The organism is Rhodobacter sp. NSM (genome assembly GCF_052244495.1).
Taxonomy (GTDB): domain Bacteria; phylum Pseudomonadota; class Alphaproteobacteria; order Rhodobacterales; family Rhodobacteraceae; genus Cereibacter_A.
Window position 1 is genome coordinate 28,861 of record NZ_JBQPXH010000013.1, and the last position, 20,304, is coordinate 49,164.

The 20,304-nt window shown below is 67.1% G+C and carries 31 protein-coding genes and 1 tRNA gene; 17 read left to right on the forward strand and 15 right to left on the reverse strand.

The window, feature by feature from the left end; translation table 11 throughout:
* Positions 1 to 51: 51 nt before the first annotated feature.
* From ACTVZP_RS18260 to ACTVZP_RS18290, 7 genes are all read right to left on the reverse strand, one after another.
* Positions 52 to 420 carry an HNH endonuclease gene (locus tag ACTVZP_RS18260; RefSeq protein ID WP_443213600.1) on the reverse strand — a complete coding sequence of 123 codons (369 nt, stop codon included), beginning with the start codon at positions 418 to 420 and terminating at the stop codon, positions 52 to 54.
* Positions 421 to 510: 90 nt separating this feature from the next.
* Positions 511 to 1,173 carry a hypothetical protein gene (locus ACTVZP_RS18265; protein ID WP_443213601.1) on the reverse strand — a complete coding sequence of 221 codons (663 nt, stop codon included), beginning with the start codon at positions 1,171 to 1,173 and terminating at the stop codon, positions 511 to 513.
* Entirely contained in the window at positions 1,170 to 1,754 is a 585-nt protein-coding gene (locus ACTVZP_RS18270; RefSeq protein WP_443213602.1) for a hypothetical protein, read from the reverse strand. Before ACTVZP_RS18270 ends, ACTVZP_RS18265 begins: the two co-directional genes overlap by 4 nt.
* A 219-nt stretch (positions 1,755 to 1,973) precedes the next feature.
* Positions 1,974 to 2,618, reverse strand: coding sequence for a DUF1376 domain-containing protein (locus ACTVZP_RS18275; protein WP_443213603.1), 645 nt, complete (start codon positions 2,616 to 2,618; stop codon positions 1,974 to 1,976).
* Positions 2,608 to 2,901, reverse strand: coding sequence for a helix-turn-helix domain-containing protein (locus tag ACTVZP_RS18280; RefSeq protein WP_443213604.1), 294 nt, complete (start codon positions 2,899 to 2,901; stop codon positions 2,608 to 2,610). Before ACTVZP_RS18280 ends, ACTVZP_RS18275 begins: the two co-directional genes overlap by 11 nt.
* On the reverse strand, positions 2,898 to 3,524 hold the full coding sequence (locus tag ACTVZP_RS18285; RefSeq protein ID WP_443213605.1) for a hypothetical protein: 627 nt from the start codon (positions 3,522 to 3,524) through the stop codon (positions 2,898 to 2,900). The genes ACTVZP_RS18280 and ACTVZP_RS18285 overlap by 4 nt, the downstream gene beginning before the upstream one ends.
* On the reverse strand, positions 3,521 to 4,063 hold the full coding sequence (locus tag ACTVZP_RS18290; RefSeq protein ID WP_443213606.1) for a DUF1937 family protein: 543 nt from the start codon (positions 4,061 to 4,063) through the stop codon (positions 3,521 to 3,523). The genes ACTVZP_RS18285 and ACTVZP_RS18290 overlap by 4 nt, the downstream gene beginning before the upstream one ends.
* 263 nt (positions 4,064 to 4,326) lie before the next feature.
* On the opposite strand from ACTVZP_RS18290, the gene ACTVZP_RS18295 reads away from it, so the two are divergent.
* Positions 4,327 to 4,533: a hypothetical protein gene (locus ACTVZP_RS18295; protein WP_443213607.1), complete on the forward strand. Its 207-nt coding sequence runs from the start codon at positions 4,327 to 4,329 to the stop codon at positions 4,531 to 4,533.
* Between the two features lie 116 nt (positions 4,534 to 4,649).
* On the opposite strand, the gene ACTVZP_RS18300 is transcribed toward ACTVZP_RS18295, so the two are convergent.
* The 4 genes from ACTVZP_RS18300 to ACTVZP_RS18315 form a co-directional block, all read right to left on the reverse strand.
* Complete coding sequence (locus ACTVZP_RS18300) at positions 4,650 to 4,844, reverse strand: hypothetical protein (RefSeq protein WP_443213608.1); 195 nt, start codon at positions 4,842 to 4,844, stop codon at positions 4,650 to 4,652.
* A 179-nt stretch (positions 4,845 to 5,023) separates the two neighbouring features.
* Positions 5,024 to 5,296: a hypothetical protein gene (locus tag ACTVZP_RS18305; protein WP_443213609.1), complete on the reverse strand. Its 273-nt coding sequence runs from the start codon at positions 5,294 to 5,296 to the stop codon at positions 5,024 to 5,026.
* The gene (locus ACTVZP_RS18310; protein ID WP_443213610.1) at positions 5,293 to 5,556 is read right to left on the reverse strand and encodes a hypothetical protein; all 264 of its coding nucleotides are present in this window, start codon (positions 5,554 to 5,556) and stop codon (positions 5,293 to 5,295) included. Before ACTVZP_RS18310 ends, ACTVZP_RS18305 begins: the two co-directional genes overlap by 4 nt.
* A gap of 80 nt (positions 5,557 to 5,636) precedes the next feature.
* Positions 5,637 to 5,891 carry a hypothetical protein gene (locus tag ACTVZP_RS18315; RefSeq protein WP_443213611.1) on the reverse strand — a complete coding sequence of 85 codons (255 nt, stop codon included), beginning with the start codon at positions 5,889 to 5,891 and terminating at the stop codon, positions 5,637 to 5,639.
* 94 nt (positions 5,892 to 5,985) lie between these two features.
* Between ACTVZP_RS18315 and ACTVZP_RS18320 the strand changes: the two genes are divergently transcribed.
* The 15 genes from ACTVZP_RS18320 to ACTVZP_RS18390 all read left to right on the forward strand — a co-directional run bounded on the left by ACTVZP_RS18320 (position 5,986) and on the right by ACTVZP_RS18390 (position 16,732).
* Positions 5,986 to 6,339: a hypothetical protein gene (locus ACTVZP_RS18320; RefSeq protein ID WP_443213612.1), complete on the forward strand. Its 354-nt coding sequence runs from the start codon at positions 5,986 to 5,988 to the stop codon at positions 6,337 to 6,339.
* A 311-nt stretch (positions 6,340 to 6,650) separates the two neighbouring features.
* Positions 6,651 to 6,854 carry a hypothetical protein gene (locus tag ACTVZP_RS18325; RefSeq protein WP_443213613.1) on the forward strand — a complete coding sequence of 68 codons (204 nt, stop codon included), beginning with the start codon at positions 6,651 to 6,653 and terminating at the stop codon, positions 6,852 to 6,854.
* Entirely contained in the window at positions 6,851 to 7,036 is a 186-nt protein-coding gene (locus ACTVZP_RS18330) for a hypothetical protein (RefSeq protein ID WP_443213614.1), read from the forward strand. The genes ACTVZP_RS18325 and ACTVZP_RS18330 overlap by 4 nt, the downstream gene beginning before the upstream one ends.
* Entirely contained in the window at positions 7,033 to 7,359 is a 327-nt protein-coding gene (locus ACTVZP_RS18335; protein WP_443213615.1) for a hypothetical protein, read from the forward strand. The genes ACTVZP_RS18330 and ACTVZP_RS18335 overlap by 4 nt, the downstream gene beginning before the upstream one ends.
* Complete coding sequence (locus ACTVZP_RS18340) at positions 7,356 to 7,517, forward strand: hypothetical protein (protein WP_443213616.1); 162 nt, start codon at positions 7,356 to 7,358, stop codon at positions 7,515 to 7,517. Before ACTVZP_RS18335 ends, ACTVZP_RS18340 begins: the two co-directional genes overlap by 4 nt.
* Positions 7,518 to 7,536: 19 nt before the next feature.
* The gene (locus ACTVZP_RS18345; RefSeq protein WP_443213617.1) at positions 7,537 to 7,947 is read left to right on the forward strand and encodes a hypothetical protein; all 411 of its coding nucleotides are present in this window, start codon (positions 7,537 to 7,539) and stop codon (positions 7,945 to 7,947) included.
* A gap of 18 nt (positions 7,948 to 7,965) precedes the next feature.
* Positions 7,966 to 8,952, forward strand: coding sequence for a DUF2303 family protein (locus ACTVZP_RS18350; RefSeq protein ID WP_443213618.1), 987 nt, complete (start codon positions 7,966 to 7,968; stop codon positions 8,950 to 8,952).
* A 98-nt stretch (positions 8,953 to 9,050) separates the two neighbouring features.
* Positions 9,051 to 9,635, forward strand: a complete 585-nt coding sequence (locus ACTVZP_RS18355; RefSeq protein ID WP_443213619.1) for an HNH endonuclease — start codon at positions 9,051 to 9,053, stop codon at positions 9,633 to 9,635.
* Complete coding sequence (locus ACTVZP_RS18360; RefSeq protein WP_443213620.1) at positions 9,628 to 10,860, forward strand: phage Gp37/Gp68 family protein; 1,233 nt, start codon at positions 9,628 to 9,630, stop codon at positions 10,858 to 10,860. The genes ACTVZP_RS18355 and ACTVZP_RS18360 overlap by 8 nt, the downstream gene beginning before the upstream one ends.
* On the forward strand, positions 10,853 to 11,569 hold the full coding sequence (locus tag ACTVZP_RS18365; RefSeq protein ID WP_443213621.1) for a hypothetical protein: 717 nt from the start codon (positions 10,853 to 10,855) through the stop codon (positions 11,567 to 11,569). Before ACTVZP_RS18360 ends, ACTVZP_RS18365 begins: the two co-directional genes overlap by 8 nt.
* Positions 11,566 to 15,165, forward strand: coding sequence for a DNA methylase N-4 (locus ACTVZP_RS18370; RefSeq protein ID WP_443213622.1), 3,600 nt, complete (start codon positions 11,566 to 11,568; stop codon positions 15,163 to 15,165). The genes ACTVZP_RS18365 and ACTVZP_RS18370 overlap by 4 nt, the downstream gene beginning before the upstream one ends.
* A complete protein-coding gene (locus ACTVZP_RS18375; protein ID WP_443213623.1) occupies positions 15,162 to 15,398 on the forward strand; it encodes a hypothetical protein in 237 nt (78 codons plus the stop codon). The genes ACTVZP_RS18370 and ACTVZP_RS18375 overlap by 4 nt, the downstream gene beginning before the upstream one ends.
* Positions 15,395 to 15,580, forward strand: coding sequence for a hypothetical protein (locus tag ACTVZP_RS18380; protein ID WP_443213624.1), 186 nt, complete (start codon positions 15,395 to 15,397; stop codon positions 15,578 to 15,580). The genes ACTVZP_RS18375 and ACTVZP_RS18380 overlap by 4 nt, the downstream gene beginning before the upstream one ends.
* Positions 15,573 to 15,893: an excisionase family DNA-binding protein gene (locus ACTVZP_RS18385; RefSeq protein WP_443213625.1), complete on the forward strand. Its 321-nt coding sequence runs from the start codon at positions 15,573 to 15,575 to the stop codon at positions 15,891 to 15,893. The genes ACTVZP_RS18380 and ACTVZP_RS18385 overlap by 8 nt, the downstream gene beginning before the upstream one ends.
* Positions 15,894 to 15,955: 62 nt before the next feature.
* A complete protein-coding gene (locus ACTVZP_RS18390; RefSeq protein WP_443213626.1) occupies positions 15,956 to 16,732 on the forward strand; it encodes a tyrosine-type recombinase/integrase in 777 nt (258 codons plus the stop codon).
* A 45-nt stretch (positions 16,733 to 16,777) separates the two neighbouring features.
* On the opposite strand, the gene ACTVZP_RS18395 is transcribed toward ACTVZP_RS18390, so the two are convergent.
* Positions 16,778 to 16,853, reverse strand: a tRNA-Arg gene (locus tag ACTVZP_RS18395).
* Positions 16,854 to 17,147: 294 nt separating this feature from the next.
* On the opposite strand from ACTVZP_RS18395, the gene cceR reads away from it, so the two are divergent.
* Positions 17,148 to 18,185 carry a LacI family DNA-binding transcriptional regulator CceR gene (cceR, locus tag ACTVZP_RS18400; protein ID WP_443213628.1) on the forward strand — a complete coding sequence of 346 codons (1,038 nt, stop codon included), beginning with the start codon at positions 17,148 to 17,150 and terminating at the stop codon, positions 18,183 to 18,185.
* A 6-nt stretch (positions 18,186 to 18,191) separates the two neighbouring features.
* On the opposite strand, the gene ACTVZP_RS18405 is transcribed toward cceR, so the two are convergent.
* The 3 genes from ACTVZP_RS18405 to ispH are packed head-to-tail and all read right to left on the reverse strand — an operon-like array spanning position 18,192 to position 20,219.
* The gene (locus ACTVZP_RS18405) at positions 18,192 to 18,644 is read right to left on the reverse strand and encodes a DUF3429 domain-containing protein (RefSeq protein ID WP_443213629.1); all 453 of its coding nucleotides are present in this window, start codon (positions 18,642 to 18,644) and stop codon (positions 18,192 to 18,194) included.
* On the reverse strand, positions 18,641 to 19,249 hold the full coding sequence (locus tag ACTVZP_RS18410; RefSeq protein ID WP_443213630.1) for a LysE family translocator: 609 nt from the start codon (positions 19,247 to 19,249) through the stop codon (positions 18,641 to 18,643). Before ACTVZP_RS18410 ends, ACTVZP_RS18405 begins: the two co-directional genes overlap by 4 nt.
* Before the next feature lie 10 nt (positions 19,250 to 19,259).
* Entirely contained in the window at positions 19,260 to 20,219 is a 960-nt protein-coding gene (gene ispH / locus ACTVZP_RS18415) for a 4-hydroxy-3-methylbut-2-enyl diphosphate reductase (protein WP_443213631.1), read from the reverse strand.
* Between the last annotated feature and the right edge of the window lie 85 nt (positions 20,220 to 20,304).

Sequence of the window (20,304 nt, forward strand, 5' to 3'; positions counted from 1 at the left end):
CCAGCCCCCGAAGTTTCGACCACCCCCCTCGGTGCCGCCGTGGGATCGCGGTCACGCGCCCCGCTGTCGGTCGGCGGCCTCATCGCGTTGCTTCAGCCGGTCGTGGCAGGGCTTGCAGAGGCACCAGAGGTTGCCCTCATCCCAGAACAGTGCCTCGTCGCCCCGGTGCGGCCTCTTGTGGTCCGCCACCAGCAGTGAGGTGTTGCTCTCGACCCGTCCGCACCCTGGCCACTGGCAGGTGAACAGGTCCCTGACCAGCACCTTCCAGCGGAGCCGCTGCCAGCGCGATGTCTTGTACCACGAGCGCCACTCGACACGGGCATCGCGGGCGCGGGACTGCGCGGCCTTGTCGTTCGGCAGGTAGCGCGCCGCCGGCTTCAGCCGAGCGCTCGCATCCCGGAGCATCTTCAGCCGTGCCATCCCGGCCCTCCAATGCAAAGCGCCCGGGGAGCATCTGCTCTCCGGGCGCCATTCGGTCCACCTGCAAAATGTCAATGCAGTGAGGTTCTGTCAACTTCCTTCGTCGCGCCATGGCGACATGGGGGGCATGTCTGCAGTCAGTTGGACCGTCGACAGAATATCGAGCGTGCGCAGCTCGTGGCCAAGATGCAGCAGCGCGCCCCACCATGTGAGCCACTCGCGCCGGGCGGCGGCAATCTGGGCGGGGCTCGGGGCATAGGTCACAGGGCATGCCTCGACCGCGCGGACAACCCGACGCCCGCGATGCACCGTCACGATCTCATCCACCACCTCGATCCGCGCGAACATGCCGTGCTTGGATCGGCGCCAGTCACGCGGCACGCAACGCGGGCGCGCGCCGGGCATCCAGTCGGGCCGCATGCCGGCTCGCGCGAGGGTGGCGATTTTCACCGCCATCCCGCGCCCGCCATGCTCGGGCGGCAGCGCCGCCACCGCCGAGGCGATCATCTCGGCATCGTCAGCCGGAAGGGAGTGCCCGCCCCCGTCGATGCGGCACCCGATGGCGCCTCGCTGCGCCACGAGCCAAGCCGACGAGACGGCCCGCCGGTAGCTGTCTGGCGCAGCCTCCTCGGCGAAGTCGACGCTGGCGCATTCGGTCTGGAACGCCCAGACGAGCGCGCGCTCGACCGACATCTCCCGCCGCACCGGCGCCACCATCCGTGCCTGCCGCATGTCCACCGCCCGCCCGATCATGCCGCCGTCCCTTCCTCGTCCTTCCGCCCGCGGCCGGCATCGACCAGCGCGCGGGCCGCATCCCGATCCCGCAGATATTGCTCGAGCCACACCCGATCCTCCGGGCTGGCGGTCTCTCGGTCGATCCGGTCGCGGGTCAGCTCGCACCGGCGCGCGTTCTCGACCGCCTGATCCCGAATCTCGCGCAGGTCCATGGCGAGCGGCGGGCGCGGGTGCTTCAGGAGCCAGCGGTAGAGCTCAACCAGATGCCCGCCCGCCTCCGCCTTCGGCCCCTCGATCGACGCGAGCCAGCTCGACACGATCCGGCGTTCGGCCGGCGGCGGCTCCTGGAGGCTCCTCGCGAATTGCTGGATCACGATCTCGGACGGCCACACCCCATCCGGCGCGCTGTCGATCAGCGTCTCGGCCAGCGTCATGAGGTTGTCATCGCTCATGTAGGCGAGGCGCTCGCAGATCCGCCCCATGGTCGCCTCATGCGCCGCCGCCGGCACACCGCGCTTGCGCGCCATCCCGGCCTGGTCGAGCCGATCCACCACCAGCGCCTTCACCCGCGCCCGGTCTTCCGCCTTCGCTCCGCTCATGGCCCCGTTCCCTTTCTCAGCCATCCACGCCTGCCGCGTTCGCTGCCGCCCGACTTTTGCACCCCACCAGAAGGAGTGTTTTGTCTGGTTCTGTTTTGTTGGGTCCGGTCCTGTCTTGTCCTGTAGGGCAATAACACTTCCGGGCCTGTTGGATCACTGCAACCTCACAGTTATCAACTGTTACGATTGCAGTTATTAACTGTTAGTAACACTGTTAACTCATTGGAATTGCACGACCTTGGGTCCGCCGCGCGTGGCCTCGAATGCTGCCCGCACGTTGTCCGAGGTGATGTAGAGATCCCGCTCGCCGAGCCAGTCCGCGATGAGTGCGACCACGTCCGCGCTTTCGGCCGCCCGGGTGCAGTTGATCTCGATGAGCTTCCTCCTGACGCGCGTTCTGGCCATGGCCTTCGCGCCCTCGGTCCGCGCCTGGTCGCGCCCGCGCTTCCGGCGGTGCATGTCCCGCGCGATGCCGGCGATCATCGGATGCCCGAGGCGGGGGTTGTCAGGGGCCTCGTCCTGGTTTGCGATATGCGTCTCGCGCCAGCCGTAGAGGGCTCCCACCCGCGCGGCCCGCCATCCCTCGACATCCGCGCCGTATCCCGCGAGGCGGGCGAGCTCGAAGTCGTCGTCGGGCAGCGTGCCCGCTGGATCCTGTCGGAATGCCTCGCACCACAGGAGGAGAGCGGTCCCAATGTCGGCGCGCCGCCCTTCGGCCAGCGCCCGGGCGACGAAGCGCGAGGTCAGCAGCCGGTTGATGTGCAGCGGCACCCACTCGTGGCTCGAGAGTGTGTCGCCGAAGGCCAGCGGATACTCCCAGAAGTCGCCGATGACTTCGGTCTCTTGAGGATGATCAGCTGGCATTCGCTCCTCCCCGGCGCCGCTGCTCCCGCCGCAGCGCCTCAACGATGGTTGTGTGGTCGCGCCGCAGGACGTTGCCGATCTGGGTCAGCGAGAAGCCCTCGCGCCGCGCGATGAAGGCGGCGAGGTCGCGGGCCTGAACGAGGCCCGGGAAGAGGCGCGCACCCGTAATCTCCTGCGGATCCCAACCTGTGGCGTTTGCGACCTCTTCAATGATTTCCGTGATCCGGACGGGATGGCAGCGTTGTCGGATCTCGGCCGCGCGGGCGGCATCCTCTGGCGTCATGCAACCCTCCTGGACGTCTCGGCCTTGCGTGGGCGACCTGCGATGCGGTCGACCATCTCGCAGAGCCCCATGGCCGCACGGGTGCCGACTGCCTCGGCCGCCATGGCCTCCGCCAGGCGCAGCTCACGGTAGACTTCGAGTGTGATGCTGCCGGTCCAGCCCTTCCCGCGCATGGGGAGCCCAAGCCTGCGGGCCTCTTCCGTGACGGCGTTGCGGTGCAGGCTCAGCACGGCGGCCATGTCCTCGCGCCTCACGCCGGCCAGCCACATCGAACGGAACTCTGCCGCGTCGTAGAGGACCGGCGGCCCGCTCGGGCGCCGGGGCAGGCCCATCTGGCGCGCAAGCGTCGAGACGTAGCTGGCACCCGAGATCCCGAACCGTCGCGCGATCGCCTCGACCGGAATGGAGCGGTCCGCCCATGCGGCGGCAAAGGCCGCCCGCGAAAGCCGGATCTGCCGGCCGCCGAACTTGAAGGAGATACCCCAGCGCCGCGCATAGGCGTAGGCGGTGGTGACGGTCACTCCCTCGGCCGCGGCGGCTTGCGCGACCGTGAGGCCGCGCGCCGCCATGGCCTGGTACCGCGCCCGACGCGCTGGGTCCTTGCAGATGCCGCGCCGGCTCATGCTTCAGGCCTCTCGGCATAAACAAACACCGGCATCTGGCCGGCGAGCGCGAGGCGCACCTCGTGCCAGATGCCATGGGATTGCGACCAGCCGCGGATGTCGGGCACCACGACGGCGGCGCAGGAATCGAGGATCGGGCGGCACCACTCCTCCCAGAGCGGCACGTTGAACGGATCGAGCCGCATGGAGGGGAACCGAGTCGCATGGATCATGGCCGCGCTCTGGACGATCGGTGAGACCGCACTGACCCCGACCTCGAGCAGCCGGGCGCACTCCACCGCGGCATCGCGCATGGCGGCTTCCGAACCGCTCGCGCTCCAGGAGCCGTCCTCAGCCCGGGCGCGCAGGGTGTAGGGTGAGGCGAGATAGACCGGACGGCCCCAGCGTGCATGCCGCGCGACGAGATAGAGCGAGGCGCCGAAGCGCAGGAGGCCCGAGCCTTGCGCGCGGTGCTGGGCCAGAAGCGACCACTGCGGGTCGCGAGCGGGGAACGAAGGACGCATGGGTGCGGTCATCGGCAGCTCCCGTGCGCCGCCCATGAGGACCTCAGCGCACCGTGGGTGCGGCCATGCGCCAGATTGCCAATTGTCGAGTCGGAACAGGGAGTTGACTCGTCGCGAACGAATCGGGATATGGGAGTAGGTGTGGTGGTCCGCTGGTAACGAACCACCACACTTGCGACACCCCGGCGCAAGCTGCCAAACCGGGGCGCCACTGGCAGGGCCGGGCTCACACCCCCGACACTGCCCCGTAGCCAAGAAAGGGGATTCCTGTGGCTACAATTTATCACCCCGAAACGGGGGTGCTTCTGAACGACATCACGGTGTTTCGCAAGTCCCTGGACATCGTCGAAACCGAAACGGCTCGCCTGCTGCGTCGTGATGGCTTCAAGGTCCAGGACATTGCTTCGATGCTCGGGACGAACCAAGGCCGCGTGGCCGAAGCCCTCGGGCTGAAGCGAAAACGCCGGCACGACGATGACGACGACGGGGAGCCGACGCTCTTCTGAGGCAGCCGCATAGGCGCCCGAGCCGCCGGCGCTACCGCGCGCCGTAGGCAATGCCGAGCCCCGGCGTCCGGAGGGAGGACGCGCGTCGGGGCAAAGCTTCCGAGCCAGCGAGTACATCATGCGCTCGCCTCCGGCTGAACCACATCCACCGAGAGCGTGATCGCGACGGCGTCGGCATCCCCGATCAGCGACGTGACGAAGGGCTGCCCGAGCTTCGCCGCCTTCTCTCCGGCGGCAACGGCGATCACCAGGGCCTGCGACAGAGCGACCAGCTCCGGCATCGTGAGGGCGTTGATCTGCTCTTCCGTCATGATCTCACCTCGCTCCACGAAAATGGATGCCGGGGGGTCTGGCGCCTCCGCGCCCCGGCTCGCGGCGATCCGGCCCTGGGAGGAGGGCGGCGCCAGATGGAAAGGACCGGGGGCGAATGGAGCGAGTGCCCCCGGTCGAGTGGCCGCGCCCGGCGCAGGCGAGGGCGCGGCGGCGAATGTCACGCGGTCACCAGACCGAGGACGGCCGACACGACCGACCACAGGACGATGACGAGGACCCCCGTGCCCACGATCACGGACGGCAGCAGCCACCAGCCGGACGGCAGGATGCGGTCGAACTCGGGAGCGTCGTCGCCCCGCTGCTCTTGCGCGTTGTCGATCAGAGAAAAATACTTCCCCGACTTTGCCTTCCAGCGCAGGTGGTTGGACAAGGCGCGGATCGACCGCGCCTCGTAGAACCGCCCGGCGAGATGCCACCAGACCAAAATCATTGAGCCCTTTGCCCCTCAATTCTTGAAAATACGACTTCCCCTCCCGCGATCATCAGGACCGCGGTGACATAGCGCAGCGAGGCGTCGTGCTCCTCGCGCAGCCAGTTCTTGACCTGCCGCGGCGACACCCCGAGGACGCGCGCGGCCTTGTGCGCCAGCTCGTGCTCCGAGGCGGACGGGAAGGCCCGCCACAGCATGTTGCGAAACCAGCGGCGAGACGCGCCAGCATGGTCAGACGATCCGGCAAGAAACTTCCTCATGTTCGCTCCATCATCTCCCTTGGCTGAGGGTTTAGATGACGAAGCGATTTCATGATGATCGAAGGGGGCGGGGTGACACATCACGCCGCCCCCTTGTTTTGGCTGGTCTCGCAAGGCTCAGCCGCCGGCACGAAGTCCGCGGCGGCAATATGAACCCCCGCTTCTGCAGCAGCGGCCATCAGCGCCGGCACATGCCACATCGGTATGAGGCCGCCGGTTCCGCCTTTGATCCTCGGCCTCATCCAGCTGTAGACGCGGGTGCGGTGGATCCCGACTATTTCGGCCACCTTCGATGGCCCGCCAAGCTTGGTGATGATCGTGCGTGCTGGTTCCATGCGTTAATTGTAGCGATAATCGCTGCAATCGACAAGAGGGTCAGTCGCGAAAATCGCGACCGACAGTCCGCGCTCGTTTCGCTACAACGCGGCCATGAGCAGGACGCCGAAATACGAGACCCCACCAGCGCACCCCATGAACCAGTGGGTGCGTGATGCGCTTGCCGCCTGGGGTCCCGATCGGACCATGACAGACCTTGCCGATTCCCTCACCAAGATGGGTGTCGGCACCTATGACCGGTCGAAGGTTCAGAAGATGACGGTCAAGCGGAAGGTGTCCAAGGCCGAGGCCGAAGCAATCTCGACCATCACCGGCTTCGCGCTCACGCCGCAGACAGAGGGTGCCGACCTTCTTCGCAAGTATCAGTCGCTACGGCCGGATCAGCGAGCTGCGGTGGCTCGGCTGATGGACGTGATGCTCGCGGAGGGGAAAGCATCAGGTCAATAATCGCGCACAGCGCACGGCGCTCATCGTCTGATAGTGCGCCGATGGCCGCAGCGACGGCCTGATAATCCTCTGGGTCCATCAAATCCGCTTTCACTTGCGCGATTCTACCTCGCGCAAGCTGTCTAATAGCAGCCTCCGGAACATTCAGGCAACGCCCCTACTGTCGCGTTAACCTTCGTGAACGGCCGCCAGCATGCGGCACCTTGGCGCGCCTAGCCGAATCCCCGTGTCGCTGCTTTGTAGCGTTTTTCGCTTGCATGTATGTAGCGACTATCGCTACAAGAAAAGCATTGAGCGACAAGGAGCCGCCGATGCCCGACAAATCCGCCTTTCCGATTACTGAAGTCGTGCGCCACGTCACTTCTGCCGGCCTCACGATCCACGAGGCCTTCACCATCGCAGCGCTTCCCGCCTGCATTGCCACGGCGCAGGCCGGCGAGACGCCCGAGCAGACCGCCACGCGCGCCAAGGCCTATGCCGACGCCGCCCTCTCGCATCGGAGGGCGCAGGAATGACCGCCGTCGCCTTCCGCTATCCCACCGCCGAGCCTGTCCAGCGCTTCGCCATCCTCGACCTGTCCGAGCCGCAGCTGCGCCTTCTGCTCGAGGCGGCCGAGGTCGGGCTTGATGATCTCGGCCCCGCCGCCGACCACGAGACCGCCATCCTGCAGCAGGCGCGGGAGGCGCTCGGGCAATGAAGCCGGTGCTCCCCCTCTCGCCCCGCGAACTCGCCATGGCGCGCCACCACGCCGAGCACTCGCCCACGCCCGAGATCCGCGAGGCGGCCCACCGCCTCCTGACCGATCACGAACTTGCCGTCGCCTGCGGTCGTCCGCTCACCCGCGCCGTGGCCCGCCCCGCGTTCCGGAAAAGCCGCCCGAGCCCGCTCGGCCCCGGCTTGACCGGCCTGATGGTCGGCGTGCTCGCGTTGGCGGGCCTCCTTGCCGTCGCAACGGCCGTCCTCGCCGGGACGGCGGATCCTACCCCCGCCGCCACCTGCGCCATGGAGGTGCCGAGATGATCTCCGCACCCCGTCGCATCTCGCCGCTGAGCGTCTTCCTGGCCGCCTGCGCCCTGACGATGTTCGGCGCCCTCTGCCTGACGGCAGCCCTTGCCGACCACCTCCTGCACCGCTCGCAGGTCGAGCTGCTGCAGGCCGCCGCCCTGCGCGGAATGTGATCCCCAACCCGAGGAGCCGATGAACGTCCTTGCCCACCCTCAACCCGCCGCGCCGCCGGAAAGGAAGCCGATGAGCGAACTGCGCACCCTGGATCAGATCATCTCGCTGGCCGACAACGGCCAGTATCAGCCCCTGCTGCTGCAGGAGAATGACGATCTGATCTCCGAGATCGTCAACTTCAGCCAGGCCTACGGCACGAAGGCCGGCGGCAAGCTGCAGATCACCATCAGCTACACGACCGACCGCTTCGGACAAATCGATCTGGCGATCGAGCACAAGGTCACGAAGCCCAAGACACCCAAGGCGAAGGCCACCGCGTGGACCGCCGACGGCGGCGGGCTGACCATCGCGAACCCCAACCAGTCGCGGATGGAGATCCGTGAGGTCGCCGGCCGTCGCCAGCTGCGCACGCCCGGCGCGGACGAGTAACCCCGAGAAGGACAGAAGATGGACGAGAACACCACGAAGAACGTGCTCCAGACAGCGCTGGACGACGTGCTGCCGAAGATGGCGGATCCGGTCGAGATCCTGAACCACCTGCCGGGCATGTCGCCCTCCGCATCGCACTTTGCCATTCCCGACGACATGCGCCACGTCGATCTGACGGAGGCGATTGACCGGGTGGCGACGAAGCTGCAGCCGTGGCGCCGGACCGGCACGGCCAAGCTGCAGGACCTGGCAAGCCTCATCGCCTGGGCGAACTGCCACAAGGGCGAGACCTCGGCCCTCTTCGCCGACATCAGCGCAACGCCGAGCCTGACCTGCATCGCTGATTACATGGGTGCGGGCGCGCCGGTCATGGATCACGAGACGCGCGACCCGAAGGCCAGCCATTGCCGGCACCGCGCGCTCTACACCTTCCCGATGTCGAAGGAGTGGAAGCTCTGGACGGGCGTCAACAACAAGGCACTCGACAAGGCCGACTTCGGCGAGTTCATCGAGGCCAACGCGAAGGACCTTCTCGACCCGACGCCGAACCTGCTGAACGGACACATTGGCGCGGCGAACGTCGAGCCGTGGGAAGTCCGCATGATCGAGGTCGCGCGCCAGCTGAACGGGCGCTTCGGCCAGTATCAGACGCTGGTGCAGCTCTCGCGCAGCTTCCAGGTGCACGAGGTCAGCAACCTGACCGCCACCCTGAACCGCGACACGGGCGAGACCTCGATCCAGTTCATCAACGAGCACCGCGAGCCGGACGGCCAGCCGCTGAAGATCCCGAACCTGTTCATGATCGCGATCCCGATTTTCGACCGCGGGGCGGCCTACCGCATTCCTGTCCGCTTCCGCTACCGCAAGGCCGGGTCGGAGGTGAAGTTCATCCTCTCGCTCCACAACGCGGAGATCGCCCTCGAGGACGCCATCGAGGAGGCGCTCCATGAGGCGACGGAGGCCACCGGCCTGCCGCTGTTCCGCGGCGAGCCCGAGCGGGCCTGAGCCATCCCGCGCGCGGCGGGCAATCCGCGCACCTCCCCGTTGCAACTCCCCGGCCTCCGGGCCGGGGCCTCTTCCTCCGAGGAGCCAGGAGCTTCCCCATGAAATACCGCCTGCACTGTCAGAAATCCGGCCGCTTCTGGGATCGCGCGAGGCCGGATGGTCATGGCTACATCTGCCGCTCTTGCGAGCGGGTCACACCGGAGCACCTCCCGAACCCCCGCGACCGTCGCGAAGCCCGGCAGAGGGGCGAGGCATGGTGCCGTGAGTGTCTCGCGTGGCTACCTGCCGATGATGTGAATAAGCAGGGCCTCTGCGGCGAGCATCAGAGAGCTGCCGACCGCGCCCGCTATGCGGCCGACCCGGAGCATCGCGAACGGCGCCTTGCGCACTCTTCCTCCCGTAAGCGTGGAGTGGCGAGGGTTCCGAGCGAGGCCAGAGAGCTGATGCTGGAACTATTCGAGGGCGGGTGCGCCTACTGCGATCAGCAAGCCGAGACATGGGATCACGTTGTCCCAGTCTCGAAGGGCGGAACTACCGAGCCGCGGAACATCGTCCCGGCCTGCATCGCCTGCAACAGCTCCAAGCGCGACCGAGACCTGGACGAGTGGCTATCCGCCACCGGTCGGCAGATGAGCGTGCGCGCGATCGAGCATCTGGCACACCATGGAGCATTCGATGGCTGAGAAGACGACAATTGAGTGGTGCCGGAACGAGGATGGGTCTCCGGGCAGCACTTGGAACCCGATCACTGGCTGCACGCTCGCCTCGCCCGGCTGCCAGTTCTGCTATGCCGCGGATCTGGCCGCCACGCGCCTATCCTCGCACCAGAGCCGGGCCGGCCTGACCAAGCGCAACGCGGCTGGCGTGGCCGCATGGACGGGCGAGGTCAGGCTGAACGAGCAATGGCTGGACTCGCCGCTGCGCTGGAAGCGCCCGCGCCGGATCTTCGTCTGCGCCCATGCCGACCTGTTCCACGAGGCGGTGCCGGACGAGTGGATCGACCGTGTGTTTGCCGTCATGGCGCTGGCCCCGCAGCACACGTTTCAGGTGCTGACCAAGAGGGCGGCGCGGATGCGGGAGTATGTGACCGGCGGCGCATGGCGGCGCGCAATGGACATTGTCTGCGATCGAGCTGTGAACGAGATGCTCGGCGTCGTGCTTTCGATGCCGGGGATGATGCCACCGCCGGAACTGCCCGGGCGGCGCGTTGCCTTGCACCACTGGCCTCTCCCGAACGTCTGGCTCGGCGTCTCCGCAGAGGATCAGCAGCGGGCGGACGAGCGGATCCCGGACCTGCTGTCCACGCCCGCGGCGGTGCGGTTCGGGAGCTTCGAGCCCCTGCTCGGGCCGCTGGATCTGACGCGCTGGATGCCGAAGCCCTACTTTTACATGGCGCGGTGCGGCGGGTGCGGTCGCATCGCGACCAGTGAGGAATGGGGCGCCGACGAGGACGACTGCTGGTGCCAACACTGCTATAGCCGCGACATCCACGAAATTGGCGGTCTCGACTGGACCATCGTCGGTGGCGAGAGCGGACGCCACGCGCGGCCGATGCACCCGGATTGGGCCCGATCCCTGCGGGATCAGGCGCAGACCGCGGGCGTGCCGTTCCTGTTCAAGCAATGGGGCGAGTGGGGCGCGGGCTCAGTGAAGATGAGCACCGGCGAGCCAGTCTTCCGCGAGTTCACCGACTTCCAGCAGTGGGTGAACAAGGCTTCGACGTGGGTGAACGGCGGGATCTGTCTCGACGCGCGCGGCAGGCAATGCCGGATCGGTGCCGACATGATGCGTGCGAGAGACGAGGGCGCGTTTCCCGTCACCATCATGCATCGCGTCGGCAAGGCGCGCTCCGGCCGCCTCCTCGACGGGCGCGAGTGGAACGAAATGCCGGAGGCGGCCCATGGCTGACATCCTCCGCATCCTCATCGGCTGCGAGACCTCGGGCGTCATGCGCCGGGCCTTCGCCGCCCGCGGGCATGACGTCTGGTCCTGCGACCTCCTGCCGGCCGAGGATCGCTCGAACCGTCACATCGTGGGCGACGTACGCGACCATCTGGCGGACGGTTGGGATTTGCTCATCGTCGCGCACCCGCCCTGCACGCGGCTCTGCAACAGCGGCGTCCGGTGGCTGCACGAGCCGTCAAAGCGCCTGCCCGAGACTTATCCCGCGGACGAGCGCGAGGCCTATGCCCGCATGAGCCGGGAAGATCGGCTGGCCTTCCTCTGGTCCGACCTCGACCGAGGCGCGGCCCTGTTTGCGGCATGCTGGCAGGCACCCGTTCCGCGCGTGGCGGTCGAGAACCCGGTGATGAACCCGCATGCGAAAGCCCGCTTGCCGGATGACCTGCCGCGACCGCAGACGGTGCAGCCGTGGTGGTTCGGTGAGCCCTTCTTCAAGGCGACGAGCTTCTATCTGCGCGGTCTGCCGCGGCTCTCGGCCACGAACCGGCTCACGCCGCCGAAGCCGGGCACGCCCGAGCACAAGGAATGGTCGGCCGTTCACCGCGCGCCGCCCGGTCCCGACCGCTGGAAATTCCGCAGCCGCACCTTCGAGGGCGTGGCCGAGGCCTGCGCCGACCAGTGGGGCGGATGGGCAGCAGAGGAGGCCGTGGCGTGACGCACGATCCCTATCTCGACTTCCTGCGCGCCAAGGCCGCCATCGCCCCGAAGTTCGGCGGCATCCATGTGGACGAGGCCGATCTCAACCCGGACCTGAAGCCACACACCCGCCGCATGGTGGCGTGGGCGCTGGCAGGCGGCCGCCGCGCATGGTTCGCCTCGTTCGGCCTGCACAAGACAGCCACGCAGCTTGAGGCCATGCGCGTCATCACCCAGCAGACCGGCCGGCCGACGCTGATCGTCGCGCCGCTGGGCGTCCGGCGCGAGTTCATGGAGGAGGCCAAGCGGCGCTTCCGCGGCGAGTTCTCGATCGACCTGCGTTTCATCCGCTCCACGGCCGAGGTCGATGGCCCGGCGGTCTACCTGACGAACTACGAGAGCGTGCGCGAGGGCAAGGTGCGGCCAGGCCCGTTCGTCGGGGTCAGCCTCGACGAGGCAGCGATCCTGCGCGGGTTCGGCGGAACGAAGACCTTCCGCGAGTTCATGGCGCTTTTCGCCGGCGACGACCGGAGGGACCTGTCGAACCAGATCAAGACGGACGGGGTGCAATACCGCTTTGTCGCGACTGCCACCCCCAGCCCGAACGACTACATCGAGCTGCTCTCCTACGCGGCCTTCCTTGACGTGATGGATGTAGGCCATGCGAAAACGCGCTTTTTCAAGCGCAACAGCGAGAAGGCGGACAAGCTGACGCTCCTTCAGCATAAGGAGCGCGAGTTCTGGATGTGGATCGCATCCTGGGCGCTCTTCGTCACCCGGCCGTCCGATCTGGACCCGAGCTTTTCGGATGAGGGCTACGACCTGCCGCCGCTCGACGTTCGCTGGCACGAGCTGCCGACCGATCATCTGGCCACGGCAGGGCACGAGCGGTCCGGGCAGGCGCGCATGTTCGCGGACGCGACCATGGATCTGTCCGGCGCGGCGCGCGAGAAGCGGGACAGCCTGCCCGCGCGGATCGCGAAGCTGGCCGAGCTGCGGGCCGAGGATCCCGCGGCGCACCGGATCATCTGGCACGATCTCGAGGCGGAGCGGGCGGCGATCGAACGGGCGATCCCGACCTGCGCCACGGTAACCGGAAACGGCTCACAGAGCCTTGGGGAGCGGGAGGAGATCATTCGCCGCTTCGCAGACGGCGAGATTGCCGAGCTCGGTGCCAAGCCCGTGATGCTGGGCAGCGGAACCAACCTGCAGCGGCACTGCGCGTGGTCCGTCTTCCTCGGCATCGGCCACAAGTTCAACGACTTCATCCAGGCGGTCCACCGCCTGCGCCGGTTCGGGCAGGAGCACCAGGTGCGGCTCGACCTGATCTACACCGAGGCCGAGCGGGAGATCCGCCGGAACCTCGAGCGGAAATGGAAACAGCACGAGGAGATGGTGGCGAAGATGGTGGACCTCATCCGGGAATATGGGCTGAGCGAGATCGCGATGCAGCAAGCCCTTGTGCGGTCCATGGGCGTGGAGCGGATCGAGATCTCGGGCCAGAACTATCGGATCGCGCACAATGACTGCGTGATGGAGACCCGGCTCATGGACGAGGCCTCGGTCCAGCTCATCGTGACCTCGATCCCGTTCAGCACCCAATACGAATACAGCCCGAACTATGCCGACTTCGGGCACACCGATGACGACGGGCACTTCTGGGAGCAGATGGACTTCCTGATCCCGCAGCTCCTGCGCGTGCTCGAGCCGGGCCGGATCGCGGCCATTCATGTGAAGGACAGGATCATCCCGGGCGGCATCAGCGGCTTCGGCTTCCAGACGCTGAGCACGCTCCACTGCGACTGCATCGCCCGATTCAAGGGGCACGGCTTCGCCTACCTCGGCATGAAGACCATCACGACGGACGTGGTGCGCGAGAACAACCAGACCTATCGGCTGGGCTGGACCGAGCAATGCAAGGACGGGACCCGCATGGGCTGTGGCGTCCCTGAATACCTCCTGCTCTTCCGCAAGCCGCCGTCGGATCGATCGAACGGATATGCCGACCGGCCGGTGAAGAAGGCGAAGAAGGAATGGGACGCTGAGGCGAAGATCTGGGCCAACGACGGTGGCTACAGCCGGGCGCGCTGGCAGATCGATGCCCACGGCTACACCCGATCGAGCGGCAATCGCGCTCTGCTGCCCGGCAACCTCGACGGGCTCGACGCCGACGTGGTCTACAAGACCTGGAAGCGGTTCAACCTCGAAGAGGTTTACGACTTCGAGCACCACGTGAAGATCGGCGAACACCTCGAGGCGCAGGGGCGGCTCCCGCCGACCTTCATGCTGCTGCCGCCTCACAGCATCCACCCGGACGTGTGGACCGACGTGGCCCGAATGCTGACGATCAACGGCGAGCAGGCGCGCAAGGGGCAGGAAATGCACCTGTGCCTCGCCCGTGGGTCTCTGGTCCTGACGCGCGATGGCTTCAAGCCGATTGAGGAAGTCAGTGTCGGCAATGACGTCCTCACGCACAACGGCCGCTGGAGGCCGGTTCAGGTGGTGCGCAATACCGGCGTGCAGCCCGTGGTGAACCTCAGGGCGCAGGGCGTCGGGGCTCTGACCCTTACCCCCGACCACAAGCTCTGGGCCAGGAAAACAGATTGGGCCCGCAGTCGGGATGGCGCCGAGCGCGCCTCTCCGGGCTGGGTTCGAGCCGACCAGACTGTCGGCGGATACGTGAACCTTAAGCTGCCGCCTGTCGAGGAATGCGCGCTGACGGACCGGGAGTGCTGGCTGCTCGGACGGTGGCTGGCCGACGGCCATATTGGCGTCCACGGCGAAATGATCTTCAGCATCGGTCGCGACAAGCTGCGGGCCTTCGAGGACATGGCCGGCGACGCGGTAGGAACGAGGTGCGAAGGGACAGCCGTGCAAATCCGCCTCAAAGGGATGAGCGCACCCTTCAAGGCCATGATCGCCAAGTGCGGCGAAGGTGCGTCCGAGAAGCAGGTGCCCGCCGATCTTCTGGCCGCGCCGGCGGAAAAGGCGCGGGCCGTTCTTGATGGCTATCTCTCCGGTGACGGGCACCTCGTTGGCGGGCGCGCAACATGGATAGCAACCAGCGTCTCCAGGGCACTGCTGCTCGGCATGGCGATGCTGGCGCAGCGCGCCTACGGGGCCATCGCTGCCATCCGCGCCGGAAGGAGCGCCGGGCAGGCGGTAATCGAAGGGCGCACCGTTCAGACCAAGCAGGAGTGGGTGATGTCCTTCGACATGCCGGGAGTGCGCCGCAAGACACCGTTCATCAAGGATGATGGTGCGTGGAAGAAGGTTCGCTCTGCCGACCCTGCCGGCGAGGCCGAGACCTGGTGCATCCGCGTTGAGGAGGACGAGAGCTTCACCGCCGAGGGCTGCGTCGTCAAGAATTGCCCGCTGCAATACGACATTGTGGACAGGGCGATCCAGCAATTCACCGAGCCGGGCGAGATGGTGTTCGATCCGTTCGGCGGGCTGATGACGGTGCCCTTCCGCGCACTGAAGCTCGGCCGCAAGGGATCCGGGGTGGAACTGAATCGGGGCTACTTCCTCGATGGCGCCAAATACTGCGCGGCGGCCGAGGCCGATGCTTCGACGCCGTCGCTCTTCGACTTCCTCGACGAGAGCGCAGCATGAGCTCGACCATCATCACCGCCCCCATGACCGTCAGCGTCTCGGTCGAGGCGGGCTCCTTCACCATGTCCCGCGGCACCTGGTCGGCATCGGCGCCGCTCGCCTGCCTGCCGGGCTGGATCACGCTCTACCGCGGGCTGAGAGACAGAAGCGGCGGTCGGTTCAGGCGGTTCTACGAGAGGGACGTGCAGGCGCTCGAGGCCGCACGGGAGGAAGTGAAAGGGATGAAGTGGTGAGCGCTTATTGGATCGTCGTCGGCGCATGGGCTGTCACCAGCTGGGGCTGGCGCGGCCTCTGGATCATTGCTGCCACCGTTCTTGTGCTCGAGACTGCAAGTGCGGTCATCAGCATGGACAGCGCGCGCGCCGCAGGGGCATGGACGCGCGGTTTCCTCATGGAGGAGGACACGGATGGCTGATCCCCGACCCTTCACGCCCGAAACGCTGGCTGAGCGGTGGGGATGCTCGGCTGAGACCATCAGGCAGTTGGCAGCGCGGGGTGAGCTCCGCCACTTTCGCGTGGGGCGGATGATCCGAATCCCCGCCGCCGCTGTTCAGGAGATTGAGGAATGCCAGATTTCAGCGTCCAACGATTTCGAGGAGGCTTTGCCGCCGTCTGGAACGACGACGGAGGCCGCCGCCGCTACAAGCTCTCGGCCACGAGCCGCCCCGCGGCCGAGGCTGAAGCTCGTGACCTCTTCGCGCGCTCGCAATCCCCGGCGGCTGGGCTGACCGTCTCAGATCTCTGGTCGGCCTATCGACACGACCGGGCCGGCCGCCGGATCGACGATCACATGGGCATGACCGGCAAGGCGATCCTGCCCGAGTTCGGCCACCTGCGTCCCGACCAGATCACGACCGACGACTGCCGGGCATACATCGCCAAGCGGCGCGCGGACGGACGCAGCGAATGGACCATCCACACCGAGATGGGCCATCTGCGAATCGTGGTGAAGTGGGCGGAGGACACTGGCCGGATCGAGCGCGCGCCGAAGATCGAGCGCAACGCCTTGCCGGCGCCGGCAGATCGATGGCTGACGGAGGCGGAGGTGGGGCGGCTGCTGGCGGCCGAATGCGATCCGCACATCAAGCTGGCGATCCACCTGATGCTGGCCACGGCCGGGCGCGTCGGGGCGATTCTCGAGCTGACATGGGACCGGGTGCATTTTGACCGCGGTCAGATCGACCTGCGCGCATCGGCAGACGGGCCGCGGAAGGGCCGGGCTGTGGTGCCCATCAACGGCACACTGCGCGCCGCGCTCCTCTCGGCGAAGGCCGCGGCGCTGTCCGATTTCGTCGTGGAATATGCAGGCCGCCAGGTTCGATCGATCCGCAACGGCTTCTCCACCGCGGTCGATAACGCTGGCCTGAAGGATGTGACACCGCACGTCCTGCGTCACACCGCCGCGGTTCACATGGCCGCCGCCGGCGTGCCGATGCAGAAGATCGCGCAGTTCCTCGGGCACTCGAACACGTCGATCACCGAGCGCACCTATGCCCGATTTGCCCCCGAGCATCTGGCCGACGCAGCGGCTGCGGTGGACTTCGGGAGGCTGCACAAGGTTCAGTGAACCTCTGCACTATCCCTTGTTTGCCGCCTAACCGGTTGATTTAGTTGGCGACCCCGGGGAGATTCGAACTCCCAACCTATCCCTTAGGAGGGGATCGCTCTATCCGTTGAGCTACGGGGCCGGAACCGTCCGGCCTGCCCTTAATGGGGCCAATCGCCGCCCGTTGCAAGCCGCGAGGCCGCAGGCAGCACCTGTTGCTCTGTCCGGAGGAAGGGAGAGTTGGGGGAGTGACTCTTGGCCCACCACTCCCCCATGGGTCCGTCGCGTCCGTATTGGAGAGCTTGCACGACGCTCAGGATCACGCAGGCCGATGTCTCGGCCGTTATCGCTAACATGGCACAGGGAGAGGCCTTGGACAAGCCCATCCTTTGGCGCTAACTAGAAAACGTAAGGTCATTGCAAGAGAGATGTTTCCGTGGCGAAAGAGCCGGCCTCCGCCCTGCATCGGCGACCCCTGACATTGCGCGACGTCTCGGACGCATCGGGCGTGTCGGAAATGACCGTGAGCCGGGTCTTGCGCAACCGCGGCGACGTCTCAGGCAGCACACGCGAACGGGTTTTGGCCGCTGCGCGCGAGCTTGGCTACGTGCCGAACCGGATCGCCGGGGCGCTGGCCAGCCAGCGCGTGAACCTCGTCGCGGTCATCATCCCGTCGCTTTCGAACATGGTGTTCCCAGAAGTGCTCACCGGCGTGTCCGAGGTGCTTGAGGATACCGGCCTGCAGCCGGTCGTCGGCGTGACCAACTACTCGCCCGAGCGCGAGGAGAAGGTGCTCTACGAGATGCTGTCCTGGCGGCCGTCCGGCATCATCATTGCGGGGCTGGAGCGGAGCCATGCCGCGCGTGCCATGCTCGAGAACGCGGGGATCCCGATCGTTGAAATCATGGACGTCGACGGCTCGCCCGTCGACAACGCTGTGGGGATCTCGCATCGCCGCGCGGGGCGTCACATGGCCGAAGCCATCGTGGCAGCGGGCTATCGCCGGATCGGGTTTCTCGGCACGATGATGCCGCACGACCACCGCGCGCGGAAGCGGCTCGAGGGCTTCGAGGAGGCGCTTGCGGCGGCGGGCCTGTATGTCGAGGATCGCGAATTCTACTCCGGAGGCTCGGCGCTGCTGAAGGGGCGCGAGATGACCGAGGCGATCCTCTCCCGCTCGCCGGATCTGGATTTCCTTTATTACTCCAATGACATGATCGGGGCTGGCGGGTTGCTCTGGTGCCTCAATCACGGCATCGACGTGCCGTCGAAGGTGGGGCTGGCGGGGTTCAACGGGGTGGAACTGGTTCAGGGCCTGCCTTGCCATCTCGCGACGATGGATGCCTGCCGGCTGGAGATCGGGAGAAAGGCGGCCGAGATCGTCGCGGCCAAGCGATCGGACAGAGCGACCTCAGGGCTGGTCATCGAGCTTGAGCCCAAGCTCGAGCCCGGCGACACGATCCGCAAGGGCTGAGGGGCCTCAGTCGAGGATCGTCACTGACAGGCAGGCCAGCACCACCGCGGTAAGAATCAGCCGCAGCCGCATCCACCATTCGGGCGCGAGGCCCTGGCTCCAGAAGCTCCAGTCGAGCAGGAGGAGGCCCGCGAACCCCGCGGCGAGGTAGATGGCCGCCGAGGTCGGACCGCCGCCGACGAAGAAGAAGGCCCAGAGCGCGGGGATCACCGAAAGCGTGTAGCCCAGGGCGGCCTCGCGACCACTGGTCCTTGTCGCGAAGCCCCAGAGCACGCCGGACATGAACGACAGGATCACCGTTCCATAGGCGAGACCCGCATAGGGCCCGACGAATCGCGGCCCGAGATTGGCCGCGCCCCAGTCGCCGATGTCCGGGCGCAGTTCCGTCAACGCACTCCAGAGGAAGGGGAGCAGCCCGGCCAGGCCAAGGATGAGGGCGGAACGCGGGATGCGGGTCATGAGCGCTCGAAGGCAAGCCGCGCGCCGAGTCCGGCGAAGGAGGCTGCGAACAGGCGGCGAATCCAGGTCAGGACGCGTGGACTGGAGAGCAGCGCCTCGCGCGAGAGCGTGGCCAGGCCGACATAGCCGAGGAAGGTCGCGGCCGTCATTGCGACGAAGCCGGATCCCAGCTCGATCAGAAGGCGGGTCGGCTCGGCGCTTCCTGTCGGGATGAACTGCGGCAGGAACGCCATGAAGAAGAGTGGCAGCTTCGGATTGAGAAGGTTGAGCAGGATCCCGCGCGCCACGATACGGCCGGCGGATTGCGGCTCGGCCGCCTGCAGGCGAAGGCCGCCCCGCTCCTGCAGCGTCGCCCAGGCCATCCAGAGCAGGTAGGCCACACCGGCGAACTTGAGCGCCTGGAACAGGACGGCGCTTGAGTGGAGGATGGCCGCGAGTCCCGCCAGTGCGGCCGCAAGATGCACGGCGGTGGCGAGGGTGCAGCCGAGCACCGCCAGCAGGCCTGCGCGGGCGCCGCCGCCGATGGTCGCCGAAAGGGTGTAGACGACGCCGATCCCCGGTGCCAGGCAGACGATGAAGGCTGTCAGCAGGAACTCGGGGCTCATCGTCCGAGGCTCACGGTGTCTCGGCGGGCTCGCGCAGGATGCGCGGCACCTTGAACTCGACGCGCTCCTTCACCGTCTCGACGGCCTCGACCGTGGTGTCGAACCGCTCGCGGAAGGCCGCGATCACCTCGTCCACCAGCACCTCCGGAGCCGAGGCGCCGGCCGCGACGCCCACCGAGGTGGCACCCTGCAGCGCCTCCCAGTCGATGTCCGTCGCGCGCTGCACGAGTTGCGCCACGCGGCAGCCGGCGGCACGGCCGACCTCCACGAGGCGGCGGGAGTTCGACGAATTCGGCGCGCCGATCACGAGAAGCGCACCGATCCGACCGGCGATGGCCTTCACCGCGCCCTGCCTGTTGGTCGTCGCGTAGCAGATGTCTTCCTTGCGCGGGATGTCGATCGCGGGGAAACGCTCGCGCAGGGCGGCCACGATTGCGGCCGTGTCGTCGATCGAGAGCGTCGTCTGGGTGATGTAGGCCAGCTTCTCGGGATCGCGCACCTGAAGACCCGCCACGTCCTCGACCGTCTCGACCAGCAGCACCTCGCCCTCGGGAAGCTGGCCCATCGTCCCGATCGTCTCGGGGTGGCCGGCGTGCCCGATCATGATCATCTGCAGGCCGTTCTCGTGGTGGCGTTCGGCCTCGAGATGGACCTTGCTCACCAGAGGACAGGTGGCATCCACATAGACCATGTTGCGCCGCTCGGCCTCGGCCGGCACGGACTTGGGCACGCCATGGGCCGAGAAGATGACGGGCCGGTCGGTTGGCGCCTCGTCCAGTTCCTCGACGAACACGGCACCCATGTCGCGCAGCCGGTCGACGACGAACTTGTTGTGCACGATCTCGTGACGCACGTAGACGGGCGGCCCCCATTTCTCGAGCGCCATCTCGACGATCTTGATCGCGCGATCCACGCCCGCGCAGAAGCCCCTTGGGGCGGCAAGATATAGGGTGAGGGGAGGCAGTGTCATGGGCCGGCTCTCTTCGTCCTGTGCAGCCCACAGGTATTCCGATCGGAGGCTCAGGTCCAGACCCGGCAGGGCATCCGCCTCAGGA